24 protein-coding genes are annotated in these 26,614 nt (G+C 56.6%); 13 read left to right on the forward strand and 11 right to left on the reverse strand.

All coding sequences use genetic code 11. The features are described 5' to 3' along the window. The first annotated feature begins 50 nt into the window (after window positions 1-50). The 10 genes from acs to fis all read left to right on the forward strand — a co-directional run bounded on the left by acs (window position 51) and on the right by fis (window position 10,300). The gene (gene acs / locus B6S09_RS15380; RefSeq protein ID WP_094279383.1) at window positions 51-2,000 is read left to right on the forward strand and encodes an acetate--CoA ligase; all 1,950 of its coding nucleotides are present in this window, start codon (window positions 51-53) and stop codon (window positions 1,998-2,000) included. A 325-nt stretch (window positions 2,001-2,325) separates the two neighbouring features. Further along, a complete protein-coding gene (gene aroQ / locus B6S09_RS15385) occupies window positions 2,326-2,775 on the forward strand; it encodes a type II 3-dehydroquinate dehydratase (RefSeq protein WP_094279384.1) in 450 nt (149 codons plus the stop codon). A gap of 32 nt (window positions 2,776-2,807) precedes the next feature. Continuing rightward, the gene (accB, locus tag B6S09_RS15390) at window positions 2,808-3,275 is read left to right on the forward strand and encodes an acetyl-CoA carboxylase biotin carboxyl carrier protein (protein WP_094279385.1); all 468 of its coding nucleotides are present in this window, start codon (window positions 2,808-2,810) and stop codon (window positions 3,273-3,275) included. A gap of 10 nt (window positions 3,276-3,285) precedes the next feature. Further along, a complete protein-coding gene (gene accC, locus B6S09_RS15395; protein ID WP_094279386.1) occupies window positions 3,286-4,626 on the forward strand; it encodes an acetyl-CoA carboxylase biotin carboxylase subunit in 1,341 nt (446 codons plus the stop codon). 477 nt (window positions 4,627-5,103) lie between these two features. After that, window positions 5,104-5,469: a RidA family protein gene (locus B6S09_RS15400; protein WP_094279387.1), complete on the forward strand. Its 366-nt coding sequence runs from the start codon at window positions 5,104-5,106 to the stop codon at window positions 5,467-5,469. Window positions 5,470-5,678: 209 nt separating this feature from the next. Then, a complete protein-coding gene (locus B6S09_RS15405) occupies window positions 5,679-5,921 on the forward strand; it encodes a DUF997 family protein (protein ID WP_094279388.1) in 243 nt (80 codons plus the stop codon). Then, window positions 5,911-7,362, forward strand: a complete 1,452-nt coding sequence (gene panF / locus B6S09_RS15410; RefSeq protein WP_094279389.1) for a sodium/pantothenate symporter — start codon at window positions 5,911-5,913, stop codon at window positions 7,360-7,362. Before B6S09_RS15405 ends, panF begins: the two co-directional genes overlap by 11 nt. A 52-nt stretch (window positions 7,363-7,414) precedes the next feature. After that, a complete protein-coding gene (gene prmA, locus B6S09_RS15415) occupies window positions 7,415-8,290 on the forward strand; it encodes a 50S ribosomal protein L11 methyltransferase (RefSeq protein WP_094279390.1) in 876 nt (291 codons plus the stop codon). Between the two features lie 718 nt (window positions 8,291-9,008). Then, window positions 9,009-9,998, forward strand: a complete 990-nt coding sequence (gene dusB, locus B6S09_RS15420) for a tRNA dihydrouridine synthase DusB (RefSeq protein ID WP_094279391.1) — start codon at window positions 9,009-9,011, stop codon at window positions 9,996-9,998. A gap of 2 nt (window positions 9,999-10,000) precedes the next feature. Further along, the gene (gene fis / locus B6S09_RS15425) at window positions 10,001-10,300 is read left to right on the forward strand and encodes a DNA-binding transcriptional regulator Fis (protein ID WP_094279392.1); all 300 of its coding nucleotides are present in this window, start codon (window positions 10,001-10,003) and stop codon (window positions 10,298-10,300) included. A gap of 106 nt (window positions 10,301-10,406) precedes the next feature. On the opposite strand, the gene B6S09_RS15430 is transcribed toward fis, so the two are convergent. Next, window positions 10,407-11,114, reverse strand: coding sequence for an inorganic diphosphatase (locus B6S09_RS15430; RefSeq protein WP_094279393.1), 708 nt, complete (start codon window positions 11,112-11,114; stop codon window positions 10,407-10,409). A gap of 198 nt (window positions 11,115-11,312) precedes the next feature. Between B6S09_RS15430 and B6S09_RS15435 the strand changes: the two genes are divergently transcribed. Then, on the forward strand, window positions 11,313-12,974 hold the full coding sequence (locus B6S09_RS15435) for a VRR-NUC domain-containing protein (protein ID WP_094279394.1): 1,662 nt from the start codon (window positions 11,313-11,315) through the stop codon (window positions 12,972-12,974). Between the two features lie 18 nt (window positions 12,975-12,992). Here the strand turns inward: B6S09_RS15435 and B6S09_RS15440 are convergent, their stop codons facing one another. The 6 genes from B6S09_RS15440 to B6S09_RS15465 all read right to left on the reverse strand — a co-directional run bounded on the left by B6S09_RS15440 (window position 12,993) and on the right by B6S09_RS15465 (window position 21,828). Continuing rightward, window positions 12,993-13,433 (reverse strand): c-type cytochrome, encoded by a 441-nt coding sequence (locus tag B6S09_RS15440; RefSeq protein WP_094279395.1) that lies wholly within the window; start codon window positions 13,431-13,433, stop codon window positions 12,993-12,995. Between the two features lie 264 nt (window positions 13,434-13,697). Further along, on the reverse strand, window positions 13,698-14,528 hold the full coding sequence (locus B6S09_RS15445) for a glycine betaine ABC transporter substrate-binding protein (RefSeq protein WP_094279396.1): 831 nt from the start codon (window positions 14,526-14,528) through the stop codon (window positions 13,698-13,700). Window positions 14,529-14,738: 210 nt separating this feature from the next. After that, on the reverse strand, window positions 14,739-16,181 hold the full coding sequence (locus B6S09_RS15450) for an NAD-dependent succinate-semialdehyde dehydrogenase (protein ID WP_094279397.1): 1,443 nt from the start codon (window positions 16,179-16,181) through the stop codon (window positions 14,739-14,741). 132 nt (window positions 16,182-16,313) lie between these two features. Then, complete coding sequence (locus tag B6S09_RS15455; protein WP_094279398.1) at window positions 16,314-17,810, reverse strand: alanine/glycine:cation symporter family protein; 1,497 nt, start codon at window positions 17,808-17,810, stop codon at window positions 16,314-16,316. Between the two features lie 647 nt (window positions 17,811-18,457). Further along, window positions 18,458-20,617, reverse strand: coding sequence for a phosphate acetyltransferase (gene pta / locus B6S09_RS15460; RefSeq protein ID WP_094279399.1), 2,160 nt, complete (start codon window positions 20,615-20,617; stop codon window positions 18,458-18,460). Further along, complete coding sequence (locus B6S09_RS15465; protein WP_094279400.1) at window positions 20,614-21,828, reverse strand: acetate kinase; 1,215 nt, start codon at window positions 21,826-21,828, stop codon at window positions 20,614-20,616. Before B6S09_RS15465 ends, pta begins: the two co-directional genes overlap by 4 nt. Window positions 21,829-22,120: 292 nt before the next feature. On the opposite strand from B6S09_RS15465, the gene yfbV reads away from it, so the two are divergent. Continuing rightward, a complete protein-coding gene (gene yfbV, locus B6S09_RS15470; RefSeq protein WP_094279401.1) occupies window positions 22,121-22,561 on the forward strand; it encodes a terminus macrodomain insulation protein YfbV in 441 nt (146 codons plus the stop codon). Here the strand turns inward: yfbV and frdD are convergent. The 4 genes from frdD to frdA are packed head-to-tail and all read right to left on the reverse strand — an operon-like array spanning window position 22,548 to window position 25,818. Then, window positions 22,548-22,919, reverse strand: a complete 372-nt coding sequence (gene frdD / locus B6S09_RS15475; RefSeq protein WP_094279402.1) for a fumarate reductase subunit FrdD — start codon at window positions 22,917-22,919, stop codon at window positions 22,548-22,550. The two genes, yfbV and frdD, sit on opposite strands and share 14 nt — an antisense overlap. Next, on the reverse strand, window positions 22,916-23,311 hold the full coding sequence (locus tag B6S09_RS15480) for a fumarate reductase subunit C (protein WP_094279403.1): 396 nt from the start codon (window positions 23,309-23,311) through the stop codon (window positions 22,916-22,918). The genes frdD and B6S09_RS15480 overlap by 4 nt, the downstream gene beginning before the upstream one ends. A gap of 9 nt (window positions 23,312-23,320) precedes the next feature. Then, entirely contained in the window at window positions 23,321-24,046 is a 726-nt protein-coding gene (locus B6S09_RS15485; RefSeq protein ID WP_094279404.1) for a succinate dehydrogenase/fumarate reductase iron-sulfur subunit, read from the reverse strand. Continuing rightward, complete coding sequence (frdA, locus tag B6S09_RS15490; RefSeq protein ID WP_094279405.1) at window positions 24,043-25,818, reverse strand: fumarate reductase (quinol) flavoprotein subunit; 1,776 nt, start codon at window positions 25,816-25,818, stop codon at window positions 24,043-24,045. The genes B6S09_RS15485 and frdA overlap by 4 nt, the downstream gene beginning before the upstream one ends. Before the next feature lie 199 nt (window positions 25,819-26,017). On the opposite strand from frdA, the gene tpx reads away from it, so the two are divergent. Then, complete coding sequence (gene tpx / locus B6S09_RS15495) at window positions 26,018-26,518, forward strand: thiol peroxidase (protein WP_094279406.1); 501 nt, start codon at window positions 26,018-26,020, stop codon at window positions 26,516-26,518. Window positions 26,519-26,614 lie beyond the last annotated feature (96 nt).

The following is a 26,614-nucleotide window of genomic DNA, read 5'->3' on the forward strand; positions in this document are numbered from 1 at the left end:
GCCATCTGGGTCACCTTGTTAACCAATGGTTACAACCAAGGAGCGGAATAATGAGTGAAGTAAAGGTTCATCCGGTCACATCTGAATTTGCAAAGACCGCACTGCTGGATAATGACGGCTACCAGGCCATGTATCAGCAGTCCATCGACAACCCCGAAGTTTTCTGGGGTGAGCAGGGCAAACTTGTAGACTGGATCAAACCCTACACCAAGGTTAAAAACACCTCCTACGACCCGGGACATATCAGCATCAAGTGGTTTGAAGACGGTACCCTTAACCTGTCTGCCAACTGTATTGACCGTCATCTGGCAACCCGGGCCGACGAAGTGGCCATTATCTGGGAAGGTGACAGCCCCGAAGACGACAAAAAAGTGACCTACCGCGAACTGCATGAGCAGGTTTGTCGCTTTGCCAACGTTCTGAAAGAACAGGGTGTCCAGAAAGGCGACGTGGTCAGCATCTATATGCCGATGGTCGTAGAAGCCGCCGTGGCCATGCTGGCCTGTACCCGTATCGGTGCCGTACATTCCGTCGTATTTGGTGGCTTCTCTCCCGATGCTCTGGCCAGCCGTATTATCGACTCCAAAGCCAAGGTGGTCATTACTGCCGACGAAGGCCTTCGCGGTGGTCGTAAGGTCGCTCTGAAAGCCAATGTTGACGAAGCGCTGACCAATCCTGATGTCACCAGCATCAAAAGCGTGATCGTTTATCAGCGCACCGGTGGTGATGTTGCCTGGCACGACCAGCGTGATATCTGGTGGCATGAAGCCACTGCCAGCGTCAGCGCTGAGTGTGCGCCGGTGGAAATGGGTGCCGAAGACCCGCTGTTCATTCTTTATACCTCCGGCTCAACCGGCACCCCCAAAGGGGTACTGCACACCACGGGCGGCTATCTGGTGTATGCCACCATGACCTTTAAATACATCTTCGACTACCATCCCGGTGATGTGTACTGGTGTACTGCCGATGTGGGCTGGATTACCGGCCACAGCTATCTGATCTATGGTCCGCTGGCAAACGGTGCCACTACTCTGCTGTTTGAAGGTGTACCCAACTACCCGAAAACCAACCGCATGGCTCAGGTGGTCGACAAGCATCAGGTCAACATTCTGTATACCGCCCCCACTGCCATTCGTGCCTTTATGGCCAAGGGCGAAGAAGCCGTGGAAGGCACCAGCCGGGCCAGCCTGCGCGTGCTGGGTTCAGTGGGCGAGCCTATTAACCCGGAAGCCTGGGAATGGTATTACCGCGTGATCGGTGACGAGCGCTGCCCCATTGTGGATACCTGGTGGCAGACCGAAACCGGCGGTATTCTGATCACCCCGCTGCCCGGTGCCACCGATCTCAAACCCGGCTCTGCCACTCGTCCCTTCTTCGGCGTACAGCCGGCGCTGGTCGACGGCGAAGGCAACATCCTGGAAGGTGCAACCGACGGCAACCTGGTCCTGCTGGACTCCTGGCCCGGTCAGATGCGTACCATCTTTGGTGACCATGATCGCTTTGAGCAAACCTATTTCTCCACCTTCCCCGGCACCTACTTCAGTGGTGACGGTGCCCGCCGCGACGAAGACGGCTATTACTGGATCACCGGCCGGGTAGATGACGTACTCAACGTATCCGGTCACCGTATGGGCACCGCCGAAATCGAATCGGCGCTGGTAGCCCACCCCAAGATAGCTGAAGCCGCCGTGGTAGGTGTGCCTCATGAGATCAAGGGTCAGGGTATCTATGCCTACGTCACGCTCAATGCCGGTGAAGTACCGTCTGCCGAACTGCATAAAGAGGTAAAAGACTGGGTACGCAAGGAAATCGGCCCTATCGCCACGCCCGACGTGATCCACTGGGCGGAAGGTCTGCCCAAAACCCGCTCCGGCAAGATTATGCGCCGTATTCTGCGCAAGATCGCCACCGGTGAGACTGACTCCCTGGGTGATACTTCTACTCTGGCAGATCCGGGTGTAGTCGATCGCCTGATTGAAGAACGCAGCAAAGTAGCTTAAGGCCACTGTATAACTATGAAAAGCGCCGCTTAAAGCGGCGCTTTTTTATGTCCATTCCTTCCCGACACCGTCGCTTTTTGTCGTACCGGAAAAAGTGAAAGGAACTTTTTACCGTTACGCATGGCCACATGCAGCAGCAGGCGCAGCAACAACCAAAAAAATTCAGCTCATTAGACCAGTAATTTGCTGCCAATTTTCATGAAATCACTATAATTGAGCGCACCGGGCCAAAATGCATAATTTTATTTGCCTGCAACTGGCAAAAAGCGTTAGGCTCATCCCAAATCAACGTGAACACCGCAAGATTGACGAGGATTGCTGCACAATGGCCGACAAATACCGAATTCTGCTGCTCAACGGGCCAAACCTTAACCTGCTGGGCCGGCGCGAACCGGGCATTTACGGCAATAACAGCCTGAACGACATCGTTGCCCGTCTTACCGGGCTGGCTGCCGGGCACAATATTGAGCTCAGCCATGTTCAGTCCAATGCGGAACACGTACTGCTCGATACCATTCACCAGGCCGACGGCCGTCAGGATTTTATCATCATCAATCCTGCCGCCTTTACCCACACCAGCGTGGCCATTCGCGATGCTCTGCTGGGAGTTAACATTCCCTTTATAGAAGTGCACTTATCGAATGTGCATGCCCGGGAGCCTTTCCGCCATCATTCCTATCTGGCAGACAAGGCAGTCGGTGTTATCTGTGGCCTGGGTGCCGATGGTTACGAATTTGCCCTTGAGGCGGCGGCCCGCTACCTGGCCCGTCGCTGATTCATTTCAGCATTAACAAAAAGAGAACGCTCATGGATATTCGTAAAATCAAGAAACTGATCGAACTGGTTGAAGAGTCCGGCATCGCCGAGCTGGAAATCGCCGAAGGTGAAGAGTCCGTACGCATCAGCCGTTATGGTGCCGCCGCCCCGGCCCCGGTAATGCCTCAGTATCAGGTTCAGGCCGCTCCTGCCCCGGTAGCCGCTCCTGTCGCAGCACCGGCTGCTGCAGCACCGGCCGCTGAAGCCGCCGCCCCCGAAATGAGCGGTCATGTGATGCGTTCTCCCATGGTAGGTACCTTCTACCGTGCAGCCAGCCCCGGTGCCAAAAACTTTGTGGAAGTAGGCCAGAGCGTCAATGCTGGCGATACCCTGTGCATTGTTGAAGCCATGAAGATGATGAACCAGATTGAAGCCGACAAGTCCGGTGTGGTAAAGGCCATCCTGGTCGATAACGCTCAACCGGTTGAATTCGACGAGCCGCTGTTCATCATCGAATAAAGGAATTCCCATGCTGGATAAAGTAGTCATCGCCAACCGCGGTGAAATCGCTCTTCGCATTCTGCGCGCCTGTAAGGAGCTAGGGATCAAGACTGTAGCGGTTCACTCCACTGCCGACCGCGACCTCAAGCACGTTCTGCTGGCCGACGAGTCCATCTGTATTGGTGGCAATCAGGCCACTCAATCTTACCTGAACGTGCCTTCCATCATTGCCGCGGCCGAAGTAACCGACGCCGTGGCCATTCACCCCGGTTACGGCTTTCTGGCGGAAAACGCCGACTTCGCCGACCAGGTTGAAAAGTCCGGTTTTATCTTTATTGGTCCCCGCGGCGACACCATTCGCCTGATGGGGGACAAGGTGTCCGCCATCGAGGCCATGAAGAAAGCCGGTGTGCCCTGCGTACCTGGCTCCGACGGCCCTATCGGCGGCGATGCCAAGCGTAACGCCACCATTGCCAAGCGCATTGGTTACCCGGTGATCATCAAGGCCGCCGGTGGTGGTGGTGGCCGCGGCATGCGCGTGGTTCGCTCCGAAGCCGAGCTGGAAAGCTCCATAGCCATGACCAAAGCCGAGGCCGGTGCTGCCTTCGGCAACGATATGGTGTATATGGAGAAATTTCTGGAAAACCCGCGCCATATCGAAATTCAGGTACTGGCCGATGGCCAGGGCAACGCCATTCACCTGGCCGAGCGCGACTGCTCCATGCAGCGCCGCCACCAGAAGGTAGTGGAAGAAGCGCCGGCCCCGGGTATTACTGCCGAAATGCGCAAATTCATCGGTGAGCGCTGCTGCAAGGCTTGTGTCGACATCGGCTACCGCGGTGCCGGTACCTTTGAGTTTCTGTATGAAAACGGCGAATTCTATTTCATTGAAATGAATACCCGTATTCAGGTAGAGCACCCGGTAACCGAAATGATCACCGGCGTGGATCTGATTAAGGAACAGCTGCGTGTGGCCGCCGGCCTGCCGCTGTCCATCACCCAGGATCAGGTTGTGGTTCGTGGCCATGCCATCGAATGCCGTATCAACGCCGAAGATCCACGTACCTTCGTGCCGAGCCCGGGCGAAATCACCCGTTTCCATTCTCCGGGTGGTCTGGGTGTTCGCTGGGATTCGCACATTTATGCCGGCTATCGGGTACCACCCTACTACGACTCCATGATCGGCAAGCTGATCTGCTACGGTGAAAACCGCGATATCGCCATCGCCCGCATGAAGCACGCTCTCAGCGAGCTGGTGATCGACGGTATCAAAACCAATATTCCGCTGCACAAGGAAATCATGAGCGATGAGAACTTCCGCAATGGCGGAACCAACATCCATTACCTTGAGAAAAAACTGGGCCTGTAAGGCTCACGCGGACGAATAAAAACGGCGCCATCAGGCGCCGTTTTTATTTCCAGGCATCGCTCCCGCGCTTATATTGTTTCCCCCGCGAAGGAACGTCATCCCCGTGCAGACGGGGACGGGAGTCCAAGTTACAGCCCATGCCAGAGTCCAAGCCGTGCACATCTGCTCTGGATGCCCATTTTCATGGGCATGACGGCATTGGCAGCCCATCACTTACTTTGTTACCTCCGCGCTTATTTGGTTTCCCACGCATTTATTTTGTCTCCCCCGCGAAAGAACGTCATCCCCGTGCAGACGGGGACGGGGGTCCATGTTGCAGCCCATGCCAGAGTCCAAGCCGAGCACATCTGCTCTGGATGCCCATTTTCATGGGCATGACGGCATTGGCAGCCCATCACTTATTTTGTTGCCGCAACGGTTTTTCCCGGAGAAACCAACCGGTAAACTATTCCCTCAGCCCACTGAGACAATTCCATCATGAACATTCATCGTATCAACCCCTGCAAGCGCTGGTCCGACATTACCGTCTTCAACGGGATCGCCCACTTTGTGGAAGTGCCCGAGGGCGATTTGTCCCTCGGTATTCAGGCGCAAACCCGGCAGGTCATGGCCCAGGCCGAAGAGGCGCTGGCCAAGGTAGGCAGCAATAAAGGCCGCCTGCTGTCAGTCACCATCTACCTTACCGACTTTGCCAACCTCCCGGCCTTTAATGAAATATGGGACGAGTGGTTCCCCGAGGGCACCGCACCAAGCCGCGCCTGCGTGAAAGCCGAGCTGGCCAATCCCGGTTACCTGGTAGAAATGGCGTTTGTCGCCGCCGCCGGCGAAGACTATCTGAATTAATGCCATAGCGGGTGCCGGTTTAAGGCCGGAGTGACGGCTGCTTCTTTGATGTTGCCCCCACAGAGGCGGAGCCCATGTAATATGCCATGGTCCCCGCCTCCGCCAAGATAACGAACCGGCTCAGGGATGATGTGCCTGCGTTACTTCCCTCCATTTGTTCCCCTACTCACTCGCTGGTATGCTTCGCCCGATTCGAAGGAGCCCTTATCATGAATTCCATTGTATCTGTGGCCCGGCGCGAAGCGTCGCTCAGCGTACTGCTGGCCCTGCTTTACCTCGCGTTGTGGGCGGCCTGTGCCTGGCTGGTGCCGCCGGCACTCACCCTGTCCGGCTGGCCACTGTGGTTTTTGCTTAGCTGCCTGTTCAACCCGCTGCTGTTTATTGTGCTGTGCACACTGATGGTGCACTGGTGTTTCAGAGCAGTAAACCTGGACGCCCCCCATGAACCCTGAGTTGATTATTCCTCTGCTGATTTACCTGGCCGTGATGATTGGTCTGGGACTATGGCTTGGCCGCCGTCAGAGCACCAACGGCTTTGTGCAGGACTACTTTCTTGGTAACCGCTCCATGGGCGGGTTTGTGCTGGCCATGACCATGGTGGCTACCTACGCCTCGGCATCCTCCTTTATCGGCGGGCCCGGCGCAGCCTACCGTATGGGGCTGGGCTGGGTACTGCTGGCCATGATCCAGGTGCCGACGGTATGGCTGACACTGGGTGTGCTGGGTAAACAATTTGCTCACATTGCCCGCCGGGTCAATGCCCTTACCATTAACGACATGCTGCAGGCCCGCTATCAAAGCCCGCTGGTGGTACTTCTGGCAGGGCTGGGCCTGCTCGCCGCCTTTATTGCAACCATGGTGGTGCAATTTATCGGCGGTGCCCGGCTGCTGGAAACAGTTACCGGTCTGTCGTATCAGAGCGGGCTGATGCTGTTTGCCGCAGCCGTCCTGCTCTACACCCTGGTGGGCGGCTTTCGCGCCGTGGTAGTGACCGACGCAGTACAGGGCATCCTTATGCTGCTGGGTACTGTGGTGCTGCTGGCTGGGGTGCTGCAGGCCGGTGGCGGTGCTGCCAACATGTTTGTACAGCTTGAAGCCATCGACCCCGGACTGGTGCAGCCACAGGGCCCCGACGGCATCCTGGGCATCAGCTTTATGATGTCGTTCTGGGTGCTGGTGTGCTTTGGTGTGATTGGCCTGCCCCACTCGGCCGTGCGCTGCCTGGCCTACAAGGACAGTACCGCCATGCACAGAGGGATTATCATCGGCACGCTGGTGGGGGCTGTACTGATGTTTGGCATGCACTTCGCCGGTGCCCTTGGCCGGGTACTGGTGCCCGAACTCACCGTTCCCGACAAGGTGATGCCCACCCTGATGCTCACCGTGCTGCCGCCGCTGATCGCCGGCTTGTTCCTGGCCGGGCCCATGGCCGCCATTATGTCCACCATCGACTCCCAGCTGATCCAGGCCGCCGCCACCCTGGTAAAAGATCTTTACCTCAATCACCTGTGCAAAACCCAGCCGGCACCGGCCACCATCAAACGTGCCAGCAAGCTGGTCACCCTGGTGTTGGGTCTGATTGTGTTATGGGCCGCTCTGAGCCCGCCGGACATGATCATCTGGCTTAACCTGATGGCATTTGGTGCCCTGCAGGCCATTTTTTTCTGGCCGCTGGTGCTGGGCCTGTACTGGTGGCGGGGCAACAGCACCGGGGCACTGGCCTCAATGCTGACCGGTGCCGTCAGTTACAGCCTGCTGCTGCAGTTTGGTATCAAGCCACTGGGGCTGCATGCCATTGTCCCCAGCCTGGCGCTGTCCGGACTGGCCTATGTCGCCGGCTCCTTGCTGACGCCGCCGCCTTCAGCCGAAGTCCGCGCCTTGTTCGGCCGCTGACCAGTCAGCGGCTGTGATAGAATATTCCTTTTAGCCCATAACGAAGATCTCCATGCCCTGGATACAAATTCGCATTAATGCCACCGAAAAGACCGCCGACAAGGTCAGCAACATGCTCTCCGGCCGCGGTGCTCAGGCAGTGACCTATATGGACGCCGAAGACAAGCCGGTGTTTGAACCCATGCCCGGCGAAACCTTACTGTGGGACGACACGGTGGTGGTCGGCCTGTTCGACGCCGAAACCGACCCTGCCCCCATTATCGACTTTCTGAAAAAATTCTACCGCAAGGATCTGGTGTATAAGGTAGAGCAGCTGGAAGACAAGGACTGGGTGCGTGAGTGGATGGACAGCTTTCACCCCATGCGCTTTGGCCAGCGGCTGTGGATTTGCCCCAGCTGGCGTGACGTGCCCGATCCGGACGCCGTCAATGTAATGCTGGATCCGGGCCTGGCTTTTGGTACCGGCACTCACCCCACCACCGCACTGTGCCTGGAATGGCTCGACAGCCAGGACCTGACCGATAAAACCGTCATCGATTTCGGCTGCGGCTCCGGTATTCTGGCGCTGGCAGCGCTGAAACTGGGTGCCAAAAAAGTGATCGGCATCGACATCGATCCCCAGGCACTGCAGGCCAGCCGGGACAATGCCGAACGCAATGGTGTGGCAGACAGACTCAGCGTGTACCTGCCTCAGGATCAGCCCGAAGGACTGACCGCCGACGTCGTGGTGGCCAATATTCTGGCCGGCCCGCTGAAAGAGCTCTCTCCCATCATCAGCAGCCTGGTGCGCCCGGGCGGTTCACTGGCGCTGTCCGGCATTCTGGAAACCCAGGCCGAGGGGCTTAATCAGGTGTATGAGCAGTGGTTTGATATGGCCGAACCCGTCTTCCGCGAAGAATGGGCCCGGCTGAATGGCATCAAGCGCTAACAACCGCTGCTTCACTTTACCCCAAGACACGTCACCCTCGCGAAGGAACGTCATCCCCGCGAAGGCGGAAATCCATAACAGGGTGCAAAAGACTGACAACAACGCTGCGTCGGCAGAAACACATGGCCCCCCGCCTTCGCGGGGGCGACATATTTTGCAGGACTTCGCGGGGCGACGTGTTTTGAAGGCCTATGCGGGGATCGCGTGTTTTGCAGGCCTTCCCGCTGTTTGCCGTCATTTCCGCGAAGGCGGAAATCCATAACAGGGTGCAAAAAACTGACAACAACGCCGCGTCTGCAGAAACACATGGCCCCCCGCCTTCGCGGGGGCGACATATTTTGCAGGACTTCGCGGGGCGACGTGTTTTGAAGGCCTATGCGGGGGATCGCGTGTTTTGCAGGCCTTCCCGCTGTTTGCCGTCATTTCCGCGAAGGCGGAAATCCATAACAGGGTGCAAAAAACTGACAACAACGCCGCGTCTGCAGAAACGCATGGACTCCCGCCTGCACGGAGTGACAGAGTACAGGTCAAAGCCTGCCAGCACCTAAAAAGGCTCCCGATGGAGCCTTTTTAAGGCCCAAAGCCGCCTTGAAACTGCATAAAAAATGCACCAGAACCTTGACTTATAAAAATTTATGCGCCGGTCAATTTGTGAGCTTTTCAGCACCGTCAAAAATGCGTAAGATACGCGACCCTGAGCCAAGACAGCCTTAACCTCATGGAAATTGGTCCTTACAAACTGGACGCTCCCTTACTGGTAGCACCCATGGCGGGCGTAACCGACCGGCCTTTCCGCACCCTTTGCATGCGCATGGGCGCCGGCATGGCCGTCTCGGAAATGGTGTCGGCCAATCCCCGTTTGCGGGATTCCGACAAATCACGCCGGCGTATGGATCATGAAGGGGAAACCGGCATTCGCTCCGTGCAGATTGCCGGTGCCGAACCGGCGTTGATGGCCGATGCAGCCCGATACAATGTGGATCAGGGTGCGCAAATCATCGACATCAACATGGGTTGTCCGGCAAAGAAAGTAAACAAAAAGATGGCAGGCTCCGCCCTGCTGCAATACCCGGAGCTGGTACAGGACATTGTCAGCGCCGTGGTCAATGCAGTGTCGGTGCCCGTTACCCTGAAAATTCGTACCGGCTGGGATCTGGATCACCGTAACGGCGTGCACATTGCCCGCATTGCCGAAGACAGCGGAATCCGGGCCTTGGCCGTGCATGGTCGCACCCGTGCTTGTATGTATAAGGGAAACGCGGAATACGACACCATCAGGGCAATTAAAAAGGCCGTCTCGATGCCCGTTGTTGCCAACGGAGACATCACCAGCCCGCAAAAGGCGCGTTTTGTGCTGGATTACACCGGCGCCGATGCCATTATGATTGGCCGGGCTGCTCAGGGACGGCCGTGGATTTTCAGAGAAATCCGCCATTATCTTGAGCAAGGCACCATGCCCGCCCCACTCCCGAGGGAACAGGAGCAGGCAATGATTCGGGAACACGTTACCGCGCTGCATGAGTTTTATGGCGAGGTAATGGGTGCAAGGATTGCCCGTAAACATGTGGGATGGTACTTGCAGGAAAGTGAGGCGGGCCGTGACTTTCGCCGTAATTTCAACGCTATCGAGGATGCCGGGCAACAGCTCGACGCCTTGGAGCAGTTTTTCGCGAATAATAGCTTAACGAACAATAGAAGAGCCGACTGAATATGTTCGAACAAACTACGACTTCTGACGCACTGGTAACTACCACCAAATCTCCGACTTCCGAGCAGCCGACCCAGCGCCCGCTGCGTAACTCCGTGGATCAGGCCCTGCGCAACTACCTGTCCCAGCTCAACGGCCAGGAAGTCACCGAGCTGTATGAACTGGTTCTGTCCGAAGTCGAAGCGCCCATGCTGGACGTGATCATGCAGTACACCCGCGGTAACCAGACCCGCGCAGCCAACATGATGGGCATTAACCGCGGCACCCTGCGCAAGAAGCTCAAGAAATACGGCATGAACTGATATTAATCAGTCAACATACGGATTTTTTAAGGCGTTAACTCGAAAGGGTTAACGCCTTTTTCTTTGCCAGTCCCCGCACGCCCCCGCAAGGACAGTGCTGCACACCTTAGCGAGAACGCTCGAAGTGCTCGGCGGCAGCATCCAGTACTTTGCGGGCAGAATCCGCGTCTTCAAAACCCAGGCCTTCCATGCCGCCGTCCGGGCCTTTGTAGTTGGCAAACCAGACATCAATAATCTGGCTGGCTCCCGGATACTCCTTATCCAGTTGCGTCATGCTTTCGATATGCGCAAAGGGAGAGTCCTTGGCCAGCACGGCAATCAGCTTGTCGTCCTGCTCGCCGTCATCCAGCATCTTAAGTACGCCAATCACGCGCACGTCCACCACCTCACCCCGTGGCACCGCCTGGCCCAGCACAATCACATCCAGCGGATCCCCGTCGCCTCCCAGCTCCTTGGGCAGGGCAGTGCCGGGAATGGCGCCATAGTTGCCCGGATAACCCAGGTAGTTCACCACCCGCGGCTTGCCCTTTTTGTATTCCCAGTACACAGCCTTGGGATCTTCCTTGCTGACTTCCCACTTGGCCGAGGTGCCGGCAGGAATTTCGACAATGGCCTTCACGGTGCCATCTTCATTGATGGCTTTCAGCCCCATCAGCTCAGCCTTGCCGACAATGGTAAAGTCGTCTTTTACCGTCATGGCCGTGGTATGAGGTGTGGTGCCCGAAAAAGCCAGGCCGCCCAGGGAATTAGCATGGGCTGCACCCGACAACATAACAAGGCCGGCAACGGCAGAGAGGGTCAGGACTTTTTTCATGTAATTCAACTCCTTGAAAACAATTGAACCAATATGCGCATTAAAGGTGACGCTGATATTACAAGCCCTTCAGACCCTCTCCTTTCAGGCAGACAAAACTGACACTCTCGATAACCGCCATACTTTTATGATTCTGAGGCAATATGCCTACTGTCAGAACGGCTGCCCCTATTCAGATTTTCACCTTACAATAGCCCCATGACAACGCCTCACATCACCCCTTCCTCTCTGGAAGATCCCTTCTATTACCTGCGCAATATGCAGCAGGTAATACGTTTCTGCCTGACCCGTTATTCCGACTTGCTGCAGTCCGATGAACGCGGTCTGCTGGCCAATATGCTGAACCTGCACGAGCCGGCCCAGGGGCTGCTGGTACGGCTGATCATGCGCAAGGGTTGTCTGTTTCGCACCGACAAGCTGAGCTATAACGAAATTCCGGATTTGAACGAAGCTCTGGCCGAGCTGGCTGACGCGGAGCTGATTGAACTGACTCCGCCAGTCACATTAACGGAGCTGTGCGCCCTCGCCCGTCGTGAGGAGTGCGCGCAACTGGCTCAATACCTGTTACCCGAGCACTCTGTTCCCGCCTCCGCCCGAAAACGGGATCTGGAAACCATGTTACTGGATAAGCTGAGCCCCGGTGCTCAGCCACTGATGCAATGGTGGCCCGAAGCCTCATTTGACATTATCAAGCTTGCTTGCACCGACCTGTTCGACCGGCTGCGGCTGATATTTTTTGGCAACCTGCATCAGGACTGGACAGAGTTTGTGTTAACCGAGCTGGGCCTGCAGCAATTTGAGCCGGTACCGCTCAGTGAACACTCCCGTCCGTTTCACGCCAGAGCCGAAGTCGATGTCATGCTGGCGCTTTACCGGTTGCAGGAACGGCTAACCACCGAGCCGGTGTCTGAGCTGTGCCACCACCTGCCTGGACCGGTGGATTGTGAATGGATTGAGTACCGCCGGCACAAGCTGCTGTTTCAGCTGGGCCGGGAGGCGGAGCGCGAAGGTAACACGACACTCGCGCTTGCCCTGCACGAGCGAAGCCAGTACAGAGAGGCACCAATACGCGCCCTGCGCCTGCGGGAAAAGTCTGATAATCCGGCCCGGGTAGCTGTGCTGGCGCAACAGGCTCTGGCGCAAATCACGCAGCCGGAAGCCCGCCTCGGCCTGTACCGCATCTGGCAGCGCAGTGCCAAAAAAGCCGGCCTTACGGTACCTGCCTCTCCCGCTACCGGGGTGCCGGTCAGCCAGTTGCTGCTGGCAAGGCCCGAGCAGGACGGCGTGGAGGCGGCGGTAGCTGCGCACTTTGCCGGTAAGCACACCCGGCTTTTTCATGTAGAAAACCGGCTGTTTAACGGCCTGTTTGCCCTGTTGTTCTGGCCGGCGCTGTTTGCGCCGGTGCGCGGTGCCTTTTTTAATCCGTTTCAGGCAGGGCCGGCTGATTTATACCGGCCAGGCTTTATCACGGCTCGGAAGAGCATGATTAATGCCGGTTTTGCGGCGCTTGCCAATGATGAATATCAAACGCAGATCATTGAACGCTATCAGCAGAAACAAGGTATCAGCTGCTCGTTTGTGCACTGGCCAGGCCTGCCGCTTGAGCTGGTAGAGCTGGCGCTGGCAGTGATCCCCGCCGCACACCTCGAAATCGTGTTCCGTCATTTGCTGCTAGACCTGCGTCATCATCGCAGGGGTATGCCGGATTTGATTGAACTGAACGCTCAGGCAGGCCGTTATCGCCTGATTGAAGTAAAAGGGCCCGGAGACCGGCTGCAGGATCATCAGCGGCTATGGATAACAGCCATGCGGGACCATGGACTGCCGGTCAGTGTGTGCAAGGTTAGCTGGCAGGCTTAGTTCTGCCAGCGCCAGCACTTAATGACGAGTGCTGTAATCGGTGGGCTCGTACACTTCAAGCTCATACCTGGATTCCAAAAAGGTCACCAGATCGACCAACTCCGACACCGTCATCACATCGTTGTAGACCGGCATCACTGATTGCCCTTCTTCGTTCTGGATCTTCGACATGTCATAACCCTTGGCCAGCTTGTGGGAAGGGTGAATAACCGAGGTCACCAGCTCGCCATAGGTTTTAATGCTTTTCACCTTGCCGCCCAGAGCGATGGACAAATCTTCAGTATTTTCCGGACGCTCATAGCCTTCCATGGTGTGACAGCCAAGACACTGCATATTAAGGAAAACCTGCTCGCCCCGTTGAGTATCTCCCGGTGGCAGGCTGAAGCCGCGAGACTGGGGATCACAGCCGCTGATTCCCACGGCAGCCAACAAAAGAATGAGTGATTGAAGACGTTTCATGCCAATTGACTCCCTTTTTCATTCACAATTCCCTTAACAAGTGTAGGGCAAAAACAAACAACTCAGGTGCCGCTGGGACACGACAAGGAAAATGCCGGATTCACTTTAAACTGGCAGATATTTCAGCAGAAAGAAGAGTGTCAATGGCGGGGAAACCGGCAGTTCAAAAGCTCAAAGCAACGCTCAGGCCAGTTGGTTCCAGTGGTTACGACCCAGCTGAGGTTGCTGTGGCTTTGACTCCGTCCGCATAAAAAACAAGAAAGTTCAGTTTCCTCCTGATGCGGAAAATAACGTCGCCTCGGCTCTGCGCCACTCGTTTACCGCCAGTGTCAGATCCGCTTCGGTGGCCACCTGGTGCAACAGGCGGGTCATTTGCTCTCCATTCAGACGAATCTGCCTCAGCACCTCCATGGCCTTAGGAGCGCTGTCTTCCAGCCCACGGCGTACCAAGGTATGAGATCGCTCACCGGTAGCAAAATACGCCTGATCATCCTGAAGCCATTTGAGCTTGTCGTTAAGCATCACTCGGCTGGGTGACCAGGCAGCAATCAGCACTGGCAGTTGTTGCTCAATGGCAGTATTCACCAAATGTTTATAGGCTTCCCCCGAGCCTGACAGCAGTTGATAGTCATCCAGTTTATACCGGGCCAGGGCCTGCTCGGTTAGCACCAGACTGCCATGCCCCGGCATAATGCCCACAATACGATGGTCGCCATAGTCGCTGCCAACCAGCTCACTGATACGGGTAAGTGGAGCAGACGCCGGCACCGCCAGCCCAAGTTTAAGTACGGGACCATTGGGACCAAGATCGTGCAGACGGTCAAAAAAACGCTCCGCATGATGACGGCTACTGTCGGGTAACCAGGCCGACAGACTGGCGTCGCCTTCGCCGGCAGCCAGCCGCGACCAGATTTGTCCCGGCGCCACCTGCTCGACCGTTACCGCAAAGCCGGCCTGTTCCAGTTCCAGCCTGGCCAGCTCGGTAGTGGCCCGAGCCGTATCCCAATCGCCGCTGAGCAAACGAATATGCTGCTGCGGCTCGGGGGAGCAGGCGGACAGCAGCAGGGTCAGCATCAACAAAAGCCCGTGTTTCATATGGAAATGTCCTCTTGAACAAGGCTCCCAGCATGCCAAAAAATGGCGTATTTATCATGCCTGAACATCCGCTGCCGAGTACTTTTCACGGGTCTGGTTTCTTTTTATTCGGGATGTAGTGCCGGACTGACGGAGCAACACCCCGGCCACAGGCTCCGGGGCAAGCCCGGAGTAGCCGTACACATTCGTCCGTCATTCCGGCCCAAAAGACTACAGGTTACCCAGGTTGACGTATTTGGCTTCCAGAAATTCATCCAGGCCAATCTGGCTGCCTTCCCGTCCCAGGCCCGATTCTTTTACGCCGCCAAAGGGGGCAACTTCGTTGGAGATGATACCTTCGTTTACGCCTACCATGCCCGATTCCAGGGCTTCGGATACACGAAATACCCGTCCCAGATCCTGTGTGTAGAAATACGCGGCCAGACCAAAAGGCGTGTTGTTGGCCCGGGCGATCACCTCGTCTTCGCTGGCAAACTTAAAACAGGCAGCCACAGGTCCAAAGGTTTCTTCCTGCGCCAGCAGCATGTCTTCGTTGGCATCGGCAATCACGGTCGGCTGATAGAAAGTGCCGCCCAGTGCGTGTTGCGCACCACCGCATACCAGCCGGCCACCTTTGCTCAATGCATCGGCCACATGGGCTGCTACCTTATCGAGGGCGGCCTGGGTGATCAACGGGCCCTGCTGAGCACCTTCCACCCGGCCTTCTGCCACTTTCAGCGCGTTGGCAGCCTCGGCCAGCCGTGACACAAACGCATCATAAATCCCTTCCTGCACATAGAAGCGGTTTACACACACGCAAGTCTGGCCGGTATTACGGAACTTGGACGCCATGGCACCGGCCACAGCGGCATCGAGATCGGCATCGTCAAAGACGATAAAGGGGGCATTGCCACCCAGCTCCAGCGACATTTTTTTGACCGTGCCGGCAGCCTGAGCCATCAACTTTTTACCAATGCCGGTAGAGCCGGTAAAAGACAGTTTACGCACCAGCGGGCTGTGCATCAGGGTTTCACCAATCGGGCCGGAGTCGCCGGACACCAGGTTAAGCACACCGGCCGGCAGTCCGGCCCGCTCCGCCAGCACGGCCAGGGCGTTGGCACACAGGGGCGTCACACTGGATGCCTTGACCACGGCAGTACAGCCAGCAGCAATGGCCGGGCCCACCTTGCGGGTGATCATCGCCAGCGGAAAGTTCCAGGGCGTAATGGCTGCCACCACGCCCACGGGCTGTTTAATCACCCAGAGCCGGTTCTCCCGTTTAGGGCTGGGAATGGTACTGCCGGTGGCTCGCTTGGCTTCTTCACCAAACCATTCCAGAAAGCTGGCTGCATAAGCAACCTCACCCTTGGCTTCAGCCAACGGCTTCCCCTGTTCCAGCACCATCAACTCGGCCAGCTCATCCTGATGCTCCATCATCAGCTCAAACCAACGGTGCAGCACGGCGGTGCGTTCCTTGGGCGTGGTGCTGCGCCAGTGTGTGAAGGCTGCTTCGGCGGCATTGATGGCCTGTTGTGTTTCTTCACTGCCGCAGCGAGACACCTGCGCCAGCACCTGACCGTTGGCCGGGTTAACCACATCATAGCTGTCCTGGGTATTCCGCCACTGGCCATCACAATACCAGCCGGTTTGCCACAGAGGGTGATTAGTGTCCATTCTCTTTCTCCTGTGTTGATGATGGTTTATTTATGCCTGAGCCCTGCTCCCGAGTATAGGCACCAGCATGCACAAAGCACTGGATCCAAAAAGGCCGGAACATGTGTCCGGCCTGTTGGAAAATCCGTTGGATTATGAGCGATCTGCCTGCGGATTCAGCTCCGGCGTATCCGCGCTGGATGAGGGCCGGGACGAGGTGTCCTTGTTCACCCAGTGATCGGCATTTTTAATGCCTAGCTTGACCGGATCGAAGGTGGGATCCAGCCCCTGTGCTTTTTGCGCTTCGTAGTCTTTCAGCGCCAGCAGGGCCGGCTTTTGCAGCAGCAAGATGGCCACAATATTCAGCCAGGCCATCAGCCCCACGCCAATATCCCCCAGACCCCAGGCCAGACCGGCCGTTTTGACCGAGCCGTAAACCACAGAAGCCATCAGCACCAGCTTGAGTGCGAACATCAGCCAGGGGCGGTGCACCTTGCGGTTAATGTAGGCGATGTTGGTTTCAGCGATGTAGTAGTAAGCCAGAATGGTGGTAAAGGCGAAGAAGAACAACGCCACCGCCACAAAGATGCCACCAAAGCCGGGCATAACCGACTCAACAGCCGCCTGAGTGTAACCGGGACCAGCCTCTACACCGGGCAGTTTTTCCACTATGGCATCACCGGCCTTACCCATCACGTTATAGGCACCGGTGATGATAATCATGAAGGCCGTAGCGGAGCACACAAACAAGGTATCGATATATACCGAGAAGCTCTGCACCAGACCTTGCTTGGCAGGGTGAGACACCTCGGCCGCCGCGGCTGCATGAGGACCCGTGCCCTGACCGGCTTCGTTGGAATAAATACCGCGTTTTACGCCCCACTCGATGGCCAGCCCCAGAATGGCACCAAAGCCGGCCTTCATGCCAAAGGCACTGCCCACAATCAGGCTGATCACCTCAGGCACTTCGCCAATGTGCAACACCAGGATCACAAAGGCCACCAATATGTAACCCAGCGCCATAAACGGCACCACAATTTGCGTGAAGTGGGCAATACGCTTTACGCCACCAAAAATGATCATGCCAAGCAGGATCACCACCACTGCAGCAGACACAGTAGTCGGGATACCAAAGGCATGCTCAATACCGGAGGCAATGCTGTTGGCCTGCACACCGGGCAGCAGCATGCCACAGGCCAGCACGGTAGAGATGGCAAACACCCAGGCATACCACTTCATGCCCAGGCCTTTTTCTATATAAAAGGCAGGGCCACCCCGGTACAGTCCGTTATCGTCCTTTTCCTTGTAGATCTGCGCCAGTGCAGACTCCACAAAGGCCGTGCCCGAACCCAGAAAGGCAACCACCCACATCCAGAATACGGCACCCGGGCCGCCAAACGTGATGGCGGTGGCCACACCGGCAATGTTACCGGTACCTACCCGGCCTGACAAAGACAGTGCCAGCGCCTGAAACGAGCTGATACCCGCCGCCGAGGATCCGCCCTGAAACATCAGCCGGATCATTTCCTTGATATGGCGCACCTGTAAAAAACGGGTACGAAGGGAGAAATACAAGCCCACACCCAGACACAGGTAGATCAGGGGCAGGCTCCAGATATAGCCGTTAATGGCATTAACCAGTTCGTTCATGGTCACATCCTTTGTTGAACGGGGGATAACTACCCTCCTGGGCAGCACATCATCCTGAGGTTGATCGCCTCTACCAGACCTTATGGTCGGATCATCCGGCGAGTGCAGAGAAACTACTCCGCCACAGCGCTTTTAACAAGTAGGTAACACCATTTATAATATTTATTTTTTTTAACTCGACATTTAAATATCAAACAACAAGATCGAACATAAAATCATCACTCGTTTCCAATCATTCTTTTATATCTTATTTTTTATGATGTTAAGAATATTACGCTGTTTATCTTCAACGCAGAGCAAAACCGGGAAACAAGAAAAAGGTCAGGAAGAGCCATGGGCCTGAGAGGCGGCCAATGTTGATAAGTGTTAATAAAATCACATTTTATAGAAGAGACTCAGAGGTTACCGTCCATGCTCATCTGAGCCTTGCCGCACCTGGCCTGGCTTCGTTGCAAGCCATGTCGGGTCGACGTTCCTAGAAAAATTAATAAAACCGGCACGGGTGATAAGATGACGGGTAAGGTGCAGGCGGGAGCTGAGGGTATATACCCCCTCAGGTCACCGGCTTTGTCAGCTTTGGGTCGCTGTATGAAATGCTGGTAATCAAAGGTAATAAAGAAAAAGCCGGCTCAAGGCCGGCTTTTTTATCAGCTGTTGCCGTGCTGGCCGGCCTGAATGGCGGTCAGCGCAATGGTATACACAATATCATCCACCAGAGCACCACGAGACAGGTCGTTCACCGGCTTGCGCATGCCCTGCAGCATGGGACCGATAGACACCAGCTGCGCCGAACGCTGCACGGCCTTGTAAGTGGTATTGCCGGTGTTCAGATCCGGGAAGATAAACACGGTAGCCTTGCCCGCTACCGGTGAGTTGGGAGCCTTGGACTTGGCCACATTCTCCATAATGGCAGCATCGTATTGCAGCGGCCCGTCGATCACCAGATCCGGACGTTTTTCCTGCGCCAGACGGGTGGCTTCCCGCACTTTCTCCACGTCGGCACCGGTGCCGGAGCTGCCGGTAGAGTAAGAGATCATCGCCACCCGGGGCTCTATGCCAAAGGCACGGGCCGACTCTGCCGACTGAATGGCAATTTCCGCCAGTTGCTCGGCGGTAGGATCCGGGTTGATGGCACAGTCGCCATAGACCAGCACCTGGTCCGGCAACAGCATAAAGAACACCGACGACACCAAGGAAGATCCCGGCGCGGTTTTGATGATCTGCAGCGGCGGACGAATAGTATTGGCAGTGGTGTTGACCGCGCCCGACACCAGTCCGTCCACCTCGTCCCGCTCCAGCATCATGGTGCCCAGCACCACGTTGTCCTGCAGCTGTTCACGGGCCACAACTTCAGTAATGCCCTTGGACTTGCGCAACTCCACCAGACGCTCTACGTAGTTTTCACGTACTTCGCCGGGATCCACAATATCGACTTTTTCATCCAGAACCACACCTTGCTGGGCGGCAATGCGCATGATTTCTTCATGGTTACCCAGCAGCACCGGCCGGGCAATGCCTCGTTCGGCACAGATAGCGGCGGCCTTGATGGTGCGCGGCTCTTCCCCTTCCGGCAGCACGATACGCTTGGAGGCCCGGCGAGCCAGCTCGGTAAGCTGATAACGGAACGCCGGCGGACTGAGACGGCGGCTGCGGGCAGATTTGGCCGACAACGACTCAATCCAGTGTTTGTCGATATGGCCGGCCACATAATCCTGCACCGCTTCAATACGACCGGCATCGTCCACCGGTATTTCCAGGTTGAAGTGCTGCAGACTGACCGCCGTTTGCCAGGTGTTGGTGTTCACCATCAGAATGGGCAGACCGGTTTCAATGGCACGCTGACACAGATCCATGATCTGAGGCTCCGGGTGATAACTGCCGGTAAGCAGCAAGGCTCCGATTTTTACACCATTCATGGCCGCCAGACAGACGGAAACGATGACATCGGAGCGATCGCCCGACGCCACCAGCAGACTGCCGGGTTTGAAGTGCTGCACCATATTGTGCAGCGCCCGGGCACAGAAGGTCACACTTTGCAGCCGGCGGTTGCTGAGTGCACCTTCGTTGATGATGGTGGCATTGAGGTGGCGGGCCAGGTCTACCGCCCGAGGGGCCACCAACTGGGTATTCCAGGGGATACAGCCGAGAATTCGCAGCGGCGTTTTGCCAAACACCTGCAGCACTTCCAGGTTGGCGGTCACATGCTCGCCCTTGTAACCCGGATTAAACATCTCGGTCAGATCGGGGCGGGTGTTACCCTGCTCGTCTACCGGCGCGCCCACCTTGTTGATAATACAGCCCACAATGCGCTTGTTGAGCATGCCGCCAAAGTTGGCACAGGCCAGTTCCAGCCGTTCTTTCAGATATTGACTGCTGTCGCTGCCGGGCTGGGCAATAAACACCATGTCGGCGTCCAGTGCCTTGGCAATATCGTAGTTAATGCGGGTAGCAAAGGGCTGCTTGTCGGTAGGGATCAGCCCTTCCACCACCACCACTTCCGCACCGCTTTCGGTAACATGCTTTTCAAAACGGGCAACAATCTCTTCCAATAACACATCCAGATTGCCTGCCGAAATCATGCTCTCGGCATAGCTGAGGGCAAAGGGCTCGGGAGGAGTCAGGCTGGTGCCAGCCGCCACCACGGCGGTGGAATGGTCCTGTATTTTACGGCGATTACGTGGCTGGGATACCGGCTTGAAAAAGCTTACGTTTACCCCGTTGCGCTCCATGGCCCGGACCATACCGAGACTTACCGAAGTCGCACCTACGCCGCTGCTGACAGGCACCAGCATGATGGTTCTGGTCATTGCTTTTCCTCTTGTTGTTGCGCCAGCGTCATCGCGTCCTGAGCAATCACCCACTCTTCATTGGTGGGCAACACCCATACCGGCAGGCTGCCGGCCGCGCTGATACAGCCAGCCAGGCCAAAGCGGGCGGCCAGGTTGGCCTCTTCATCCAGTTTAACGCCCAGCAGGGCAAGCTTCGACAGTGTCAGCTCCCGTACCCGGGCAGAATTTTCACCGATACCGCCGGTAAATACGATGGCATCAAGTCGGCCATCCAGCGAGCAGGTATAGCCGGCAATATACTTGGCCAGACGGTAGGCAAAGATATCGAGCGCACGCTTTGCTTCCGGCAGTTGCTGGTAATTATCTTCGGCAAAACGGCAGTCACTGGAGGTCTCGGTCAGACCGAGCAGCCCCGACTCCTTGGTCAGCATAGTGTTGATCCGCTCCACACTGTAACCCAGGGCATCGTGCAGATGAAAAATAATGGCCGGATCAATATCACCGCTTCGGGTACCCATAACCAGCCCTTCCAGCGGTGTCAGTCCCATGGAAGTATCCACCGACTCGCCGTTTTTCACCGCACATACGGAGGCACCGTTACCCAGATGGCAACTGATAATATTGAGCTCATTTACCGGCTTGTTCAGTACCCGGGCCGTTTCCTGAGTAATGAAGTAATGACTGGTACCGTGCATGCCATAGCGGCGAACGCCGTGTTCCCGGTACAGTGAGTAGGGAATGGCATACAGGTAAGCCTGCTCGGGCATGGTCTGGTGAAAGGCGGTATCGAACACTGCTACCTGCGGTAAAGCCGGAAACGATGCTTGCGCCGACGCAATTCCCACCAGGTGTGCCGGGTTGTGCAAGGGAGCCAGGCTGGCACAAGCTTCAATCCCCTCAATCACCGACTCGTCAATCAGCACAGAGTGAGTGAATTTCTCGCCCCCGTGCACCACCCGGTGGCCCACGGCTACCAGTCCTTGCAACAGGTCGGGGTTCGGATTAAGCAACTGCTCGACAATAAAATCCAGCGCCTGCTGGTGAGCAGCTCCGGCGCCCAGTGCGGCTTCACCCTTTTCGCCGTTAAGTTTCCATTTGATGCGGGCATCAGCCAGGTAGAAGCACTCAGCAAGGCCCGACAGCTGTTCATTGCCACTGGAGGCATCCAGAATGGCGAACTTCAGCGAGGAACTGCCGCAGTTCAGAACCAGGACCAGATTGTTACTCATTGGAAACCCTTTCTTTTCTTTACAGAGTTGCGAAAACCACTTGTCCGTTATCAAAATCAGACAATAAATATCACTTTAAGCTCTATCCTTGAGAAAAGGCGATTTACCAATTACCAATGGGCAGTCAGGCCGCATGTCTTCCATGTACAAGACCCGCATTGTAGCTGGCCTGCATAATGGGAAATATTAGCCTTTTGTCTGTGGTAAAATAACCAGCAGTAGTCAGCGTTTTTTTGACTTTCGTCGTAATTTTCAAATTTTTTTGCATCGGTTTGTTGTTGCTGGAGGACACATGAGTCCCTTTACTCGTACTTTACATCGTGGCCAGCAGTACCTGGCCATCTGGCCTCAGGAGCGCAGACTGGCAGCCATGTTTCCCGAGAACCGGATGATGGCAGCCACCCGCTTCGGCATCAAAACCATGCCCGCGCTCATTACCCTGAGCCTGTTATTGCAGTTTCAGTTTGGTGCGCCCCAATACTGGCCGAGTGTCGTCGCCTCGGTGCTGTTCCTGGCCAGCCTGCCACTGCAAGGCTACTACTGGCTGGGCAAGCGGGCCGACACCCGGTTGCCACCGTCGCTCAGAGAATGGTATTTGCAGATACATGAAAAAATTGCCGCCGCCGGTGGCCATATCAGCGAACCGGTGTCCCGCCCCCGCTATTTTGAGCTGGGCGAGACCCTGAACTCCGCATTCAAGCAACTGGACAAGTCGTTTATCAAAGAGCTGTGAACAGCAGCAGCAGAGTCACCACCGACACCAGAGCCGCAAAGCCGTAGCACACCACCTTGCTCGCCAGACCGGCCTTAACGCCCAGATCGTGAATGCCATGATGTATTCGGTGCATGGCATGCCACAAGGGCAAAATAACAGTGCCGGCCATCACCGCCTTGCCCAGCCAGCTGCCGGCCACCACCTGCATACGCTCATAGCTCATGGCGCTGGCATCAATGACTCCCAGCGGCACCAGTATACCCGCCAGTAACACGGTAACCGGGGTCAACATGGCAAACCAGCTACCACCGGCACCAAACAGGCTCCACCAGACAGGCTCTTCCGAACGTCTGGGGTTCGGGTTTATCTTGTTCATAGCACCTCCACCAGCCACAGCCAGGCAAACAGGCTGATAACTGCAGTGATGGACCACTGGATAAGCGCCACATAGACGACCGGCAAGCGCTTGCCTGACCACTTCACCGGCATCACCCGGGGCATCATCAGAAAAAAGGTAAAGGCATGAAACAGGCTGGCCGCCAGCGCCAGCCCATTCAGCGCAATAACCACCGGACTGGCCATAAAGTTCATCCAGCCGGCCCAGGCCTCAGGCCCCTGCCCCAGCGACCACAAGCCGGCCAGCAAACACAAGCAGAAAAAAGTCAGCGGCAGTACCGTCGCTTCCCGCAACATGTAGCGACGAAACGGTGCTTTTTGCCACCACCAGCTCACTGGCATGGGTCTTTGATACGGTTTACGCAGACTCATATCTCCTCCTTACTCCCGCCGAAGGGCCGCCAGCAGATAGCTGATGCCGGAATCAATTTTGCCCTGGTTCACCGCTGCCGCCGGATCCACTTCTTTCGGGCAGACCTCAGAGCAATACCCCACAAAGGTGCAGCCCCATACACCGTCTTCCCCGTTCAGCAACGCCATGCGCTCTTTCTTGCCATTATCCCGGCTGTCCAGGTTATAGCGCCGGGCCAGCGCAATGGCCGCTGGCCCCACAAAGCCCGGCCGCAACCCTACCTGGGGGCAGGCGGCGTAACACAGACCACAGTTAATACACTGAGACAAGGCGTGATAGGCCTCCATCTCGGCCGGCGTCTGTACATTGGGGCCGTCTGCAACCGTTCGCTCATTGCCGACAATATAGGGTTTAACCGCTGCCAGCCGCTCCACAAAGGGTTCCATGTTTACCACCAGATCCCGCTCTATGGGGTAATGTTCCAGCGGCTCTATAGTCAGCTCGTCAAAGTCGCGCAAAAAGGTTTTGCAGCCAAGCTTGGGCACGCCGTTAATCATAAAACCACAGGAGCCGCAAATGGCCATGCGGCAGGACCAGCGATAACTCAGGCTGGCATCCAGTTCGTCCTTGATATAGTTGAGCGCATCCAGCACCGAAGTGGTGTCATCCCAGGGCACCTTAACGCGCTCAAAATAAGGAGCATCATCCTGCTCCGGACGATAACGCAAGATTTGCAGAGTTTTCAGTTGGTTCATTTTGTTCCCTCCTGCTCGGCGGCAGCACCATACTCCCGCCTGGCAGGCGGAGACCGGGTAATATTGACCTGGCTGTAGTCAATGCGAGGTGCCTCGCCGGCCCGGTAGAACGCCTGAGAGTGTTTAAGAAAACGTTCGTCGTCGCGTTCGCGGCAGCCGTCATCCAGACGCTGATGGGCTCCGCGGGATTCCTGCCGGGCCAGGGCGCTGTGCGCCATGGCTTCCGCCACATCCAGGCAAAAGCCCAGCTCTACTGCCGACACCAGCTCGGTATTGAATACCCGGCTGTGATCGGTCAGGTGCAGATGCTGGTAGCGGGCCTTCAGCTCCGCTACCCGGTCAACTGTGGCCTGCATGCCCATGGCGTTACGATAAATCCCGCAGCCCTCCTCCATGACCTGGCCCAGTTCATTGCGAATGTCCGACATCCGCTCTTCACCGCGCCGGCCTCTTAATGCTTCCAGATCAGCCACTATGTGTTCGGCTTGCTCCCGGATGGCCGCTTCATTGGGGCCGCTGGTTGCCATGGCCAGCGCCGCAGCTCCCTCTCCGGCCTGACGACCAAACACCAGCAGCTCTGCCAATGAGTTGGATCCCAGCCGGTTAGCGCCATGAATGCCACTGGAAGCACACTCGCCAGCGGCAAACAAACCGTTAATGGTGGTATGGCTGTGCTTGTCCACGGCGATACCGCCCATGGTGTAGTGCGCCGTGGGCCGAATGGGGATGGGCTGATGCACCGGATCCACATTCACATAGGCTTTGGCCAGCTCACAGATAAAAGGCAGGCGCTCTTTCAGTTTTTGCTCACCCAGATGACGCAGATCCAGATGCACCACCTCTCCCAGCGGATGCGGAATGGTATTGCCCTTTTGCAGCTCATGCCAGAAGGCCTGAGATACCCTGTCCCTCGGGCCCAGTTCCATGTGTTTGTTTTTCGGCTCGCCCAGGGGCGTTTCCGGGCCCAGGCCGTAATCCTGCAAATAACGGTAGCCATGGCGGTTAAGCAGCACGCCTCCTTCTCCCCGGCAGCCTTCGGTCATTAAAATGCCGGAGCCGGGCAGGCCCGTGGGATGATATTGCACAAACTCCATATCTCGCAGAGCCACCCCATGGCGGTATGCCATGGCCATACCATCGCCGGTGACGATACCGCCGTTGGTGTTATAGCGGAACACGCGGGCACCACCGCCGGTGGCCAGCACCACCGCATTGGCACGGATCAATACCGGCTCGCCTTCGGCCAGATGCAGCGCCACCAGGCCGCAGATCTGGCCTTGTTCCACCAATAAATCCAGTACAAAAAACTCATCAAAACGCTGAATACCGGCGTATTTGAACGACGTCTGAAACAGAGTATGCAGCATATGAAAGCCGGTTTTGTCGGCTGCAAACCAGGTGCGCTCCACCTTCATGCCCCCAAAGCGGCGCACGTTCACACTGCCGTCCGGCCGTCGGCTCCAGGGGCACCCCCAGTGCTCCATACGGATCATTTCTTCAGGACAGCGCTCTACGAAGAATTCCACCACATCCTGCTCACAGAGCCAGTCTCCTCCCGCCACCGTGTCATCAAAATGCTGTTGCAGACTGTCGTCATCGCGCACTACGGCAGCGGCTCCGCCTTCCGCTGCCACCGTATGCGAGCGCATGGGATACACCTTGGACAACAGGCCGATATTAAGCGCGGGATCCGCTTCGGCAGCCGCAATGGCCGCCCGCAGCCCGGCTCCGCCGGCACCGATGATGGCCACATCCAGGTTGAGTGTACGCACTGCATTCTCCTGAAATTAAAGAGTCATTTGGACACTCTACTGGCACGGGATGACAAATGCGTTGATAAGGGTCATGTCTCCCTGTAAAACCAGGGCTTATCGGCCGGATAAAAGCTGTGTCAACACAGGAAAACTGCTACCTTAGTCACTCATACTGATAACTAACTACCAACAAACCGCAATCATCAGGAGAGTCTCAATGTCTTCCGTCACTTTTCAGGGTAATTCCGTTGCCGTTTCCGGTCAGCTGCCGGCCGCAGGCCAGCCGGCCCCCGACTTCACCCTTACCGGCGCCGATCTGAGCGACATCAAGCTGGCCGACTTTAAAGGTAAAAAAGTACTGCTGAACATCTTCCCCAGCGTGGATACCGGCGTCTGTGCCACCAGCGTGCGCACCTTTAACGAAAAAGCGGCCGGCCTGAACAACACTCAGGTGCTGTGTGTCTCCATGGATCTGCCCTTTGCCAGCAGCCGTTTCTGCGCCGCCGAAGGCCTGGAAAACGTCCAGGTGGCTTCTGCCTTCCGTCATGCCGAGTTTCTGGCCGATTATGGCGTTGCCCTGAGCGATGGTGCGCTGCGTGGTCTGGCCGCCCGTGCCGTGGTATGCATTGACGAAGACGGCAAGGTTACCCATGTGGAGCGGGTCGCCGAGCTGACCAACGAACCGGACTACGACGGAGCCCTGGCGGCGCTGAAGTGATCCTGCCGGATCCCTGTACGCCTTTGATTTTTTTATAAAGATCAACCAGCTATCTTTAGAGAGCGAGGTAATCTACAGACTTACTCACAGATTATG

Origin of the sequence: Oceanimonas baumannii (assembly GCF_002245495.1) — a bacterium.
GTDB lineage: Bacteria > Pseudomonadota > Gammaproteobacteria > Enterobacterales > Aeromonadaceae > Oceanimonas > Oceanimonas baumannii.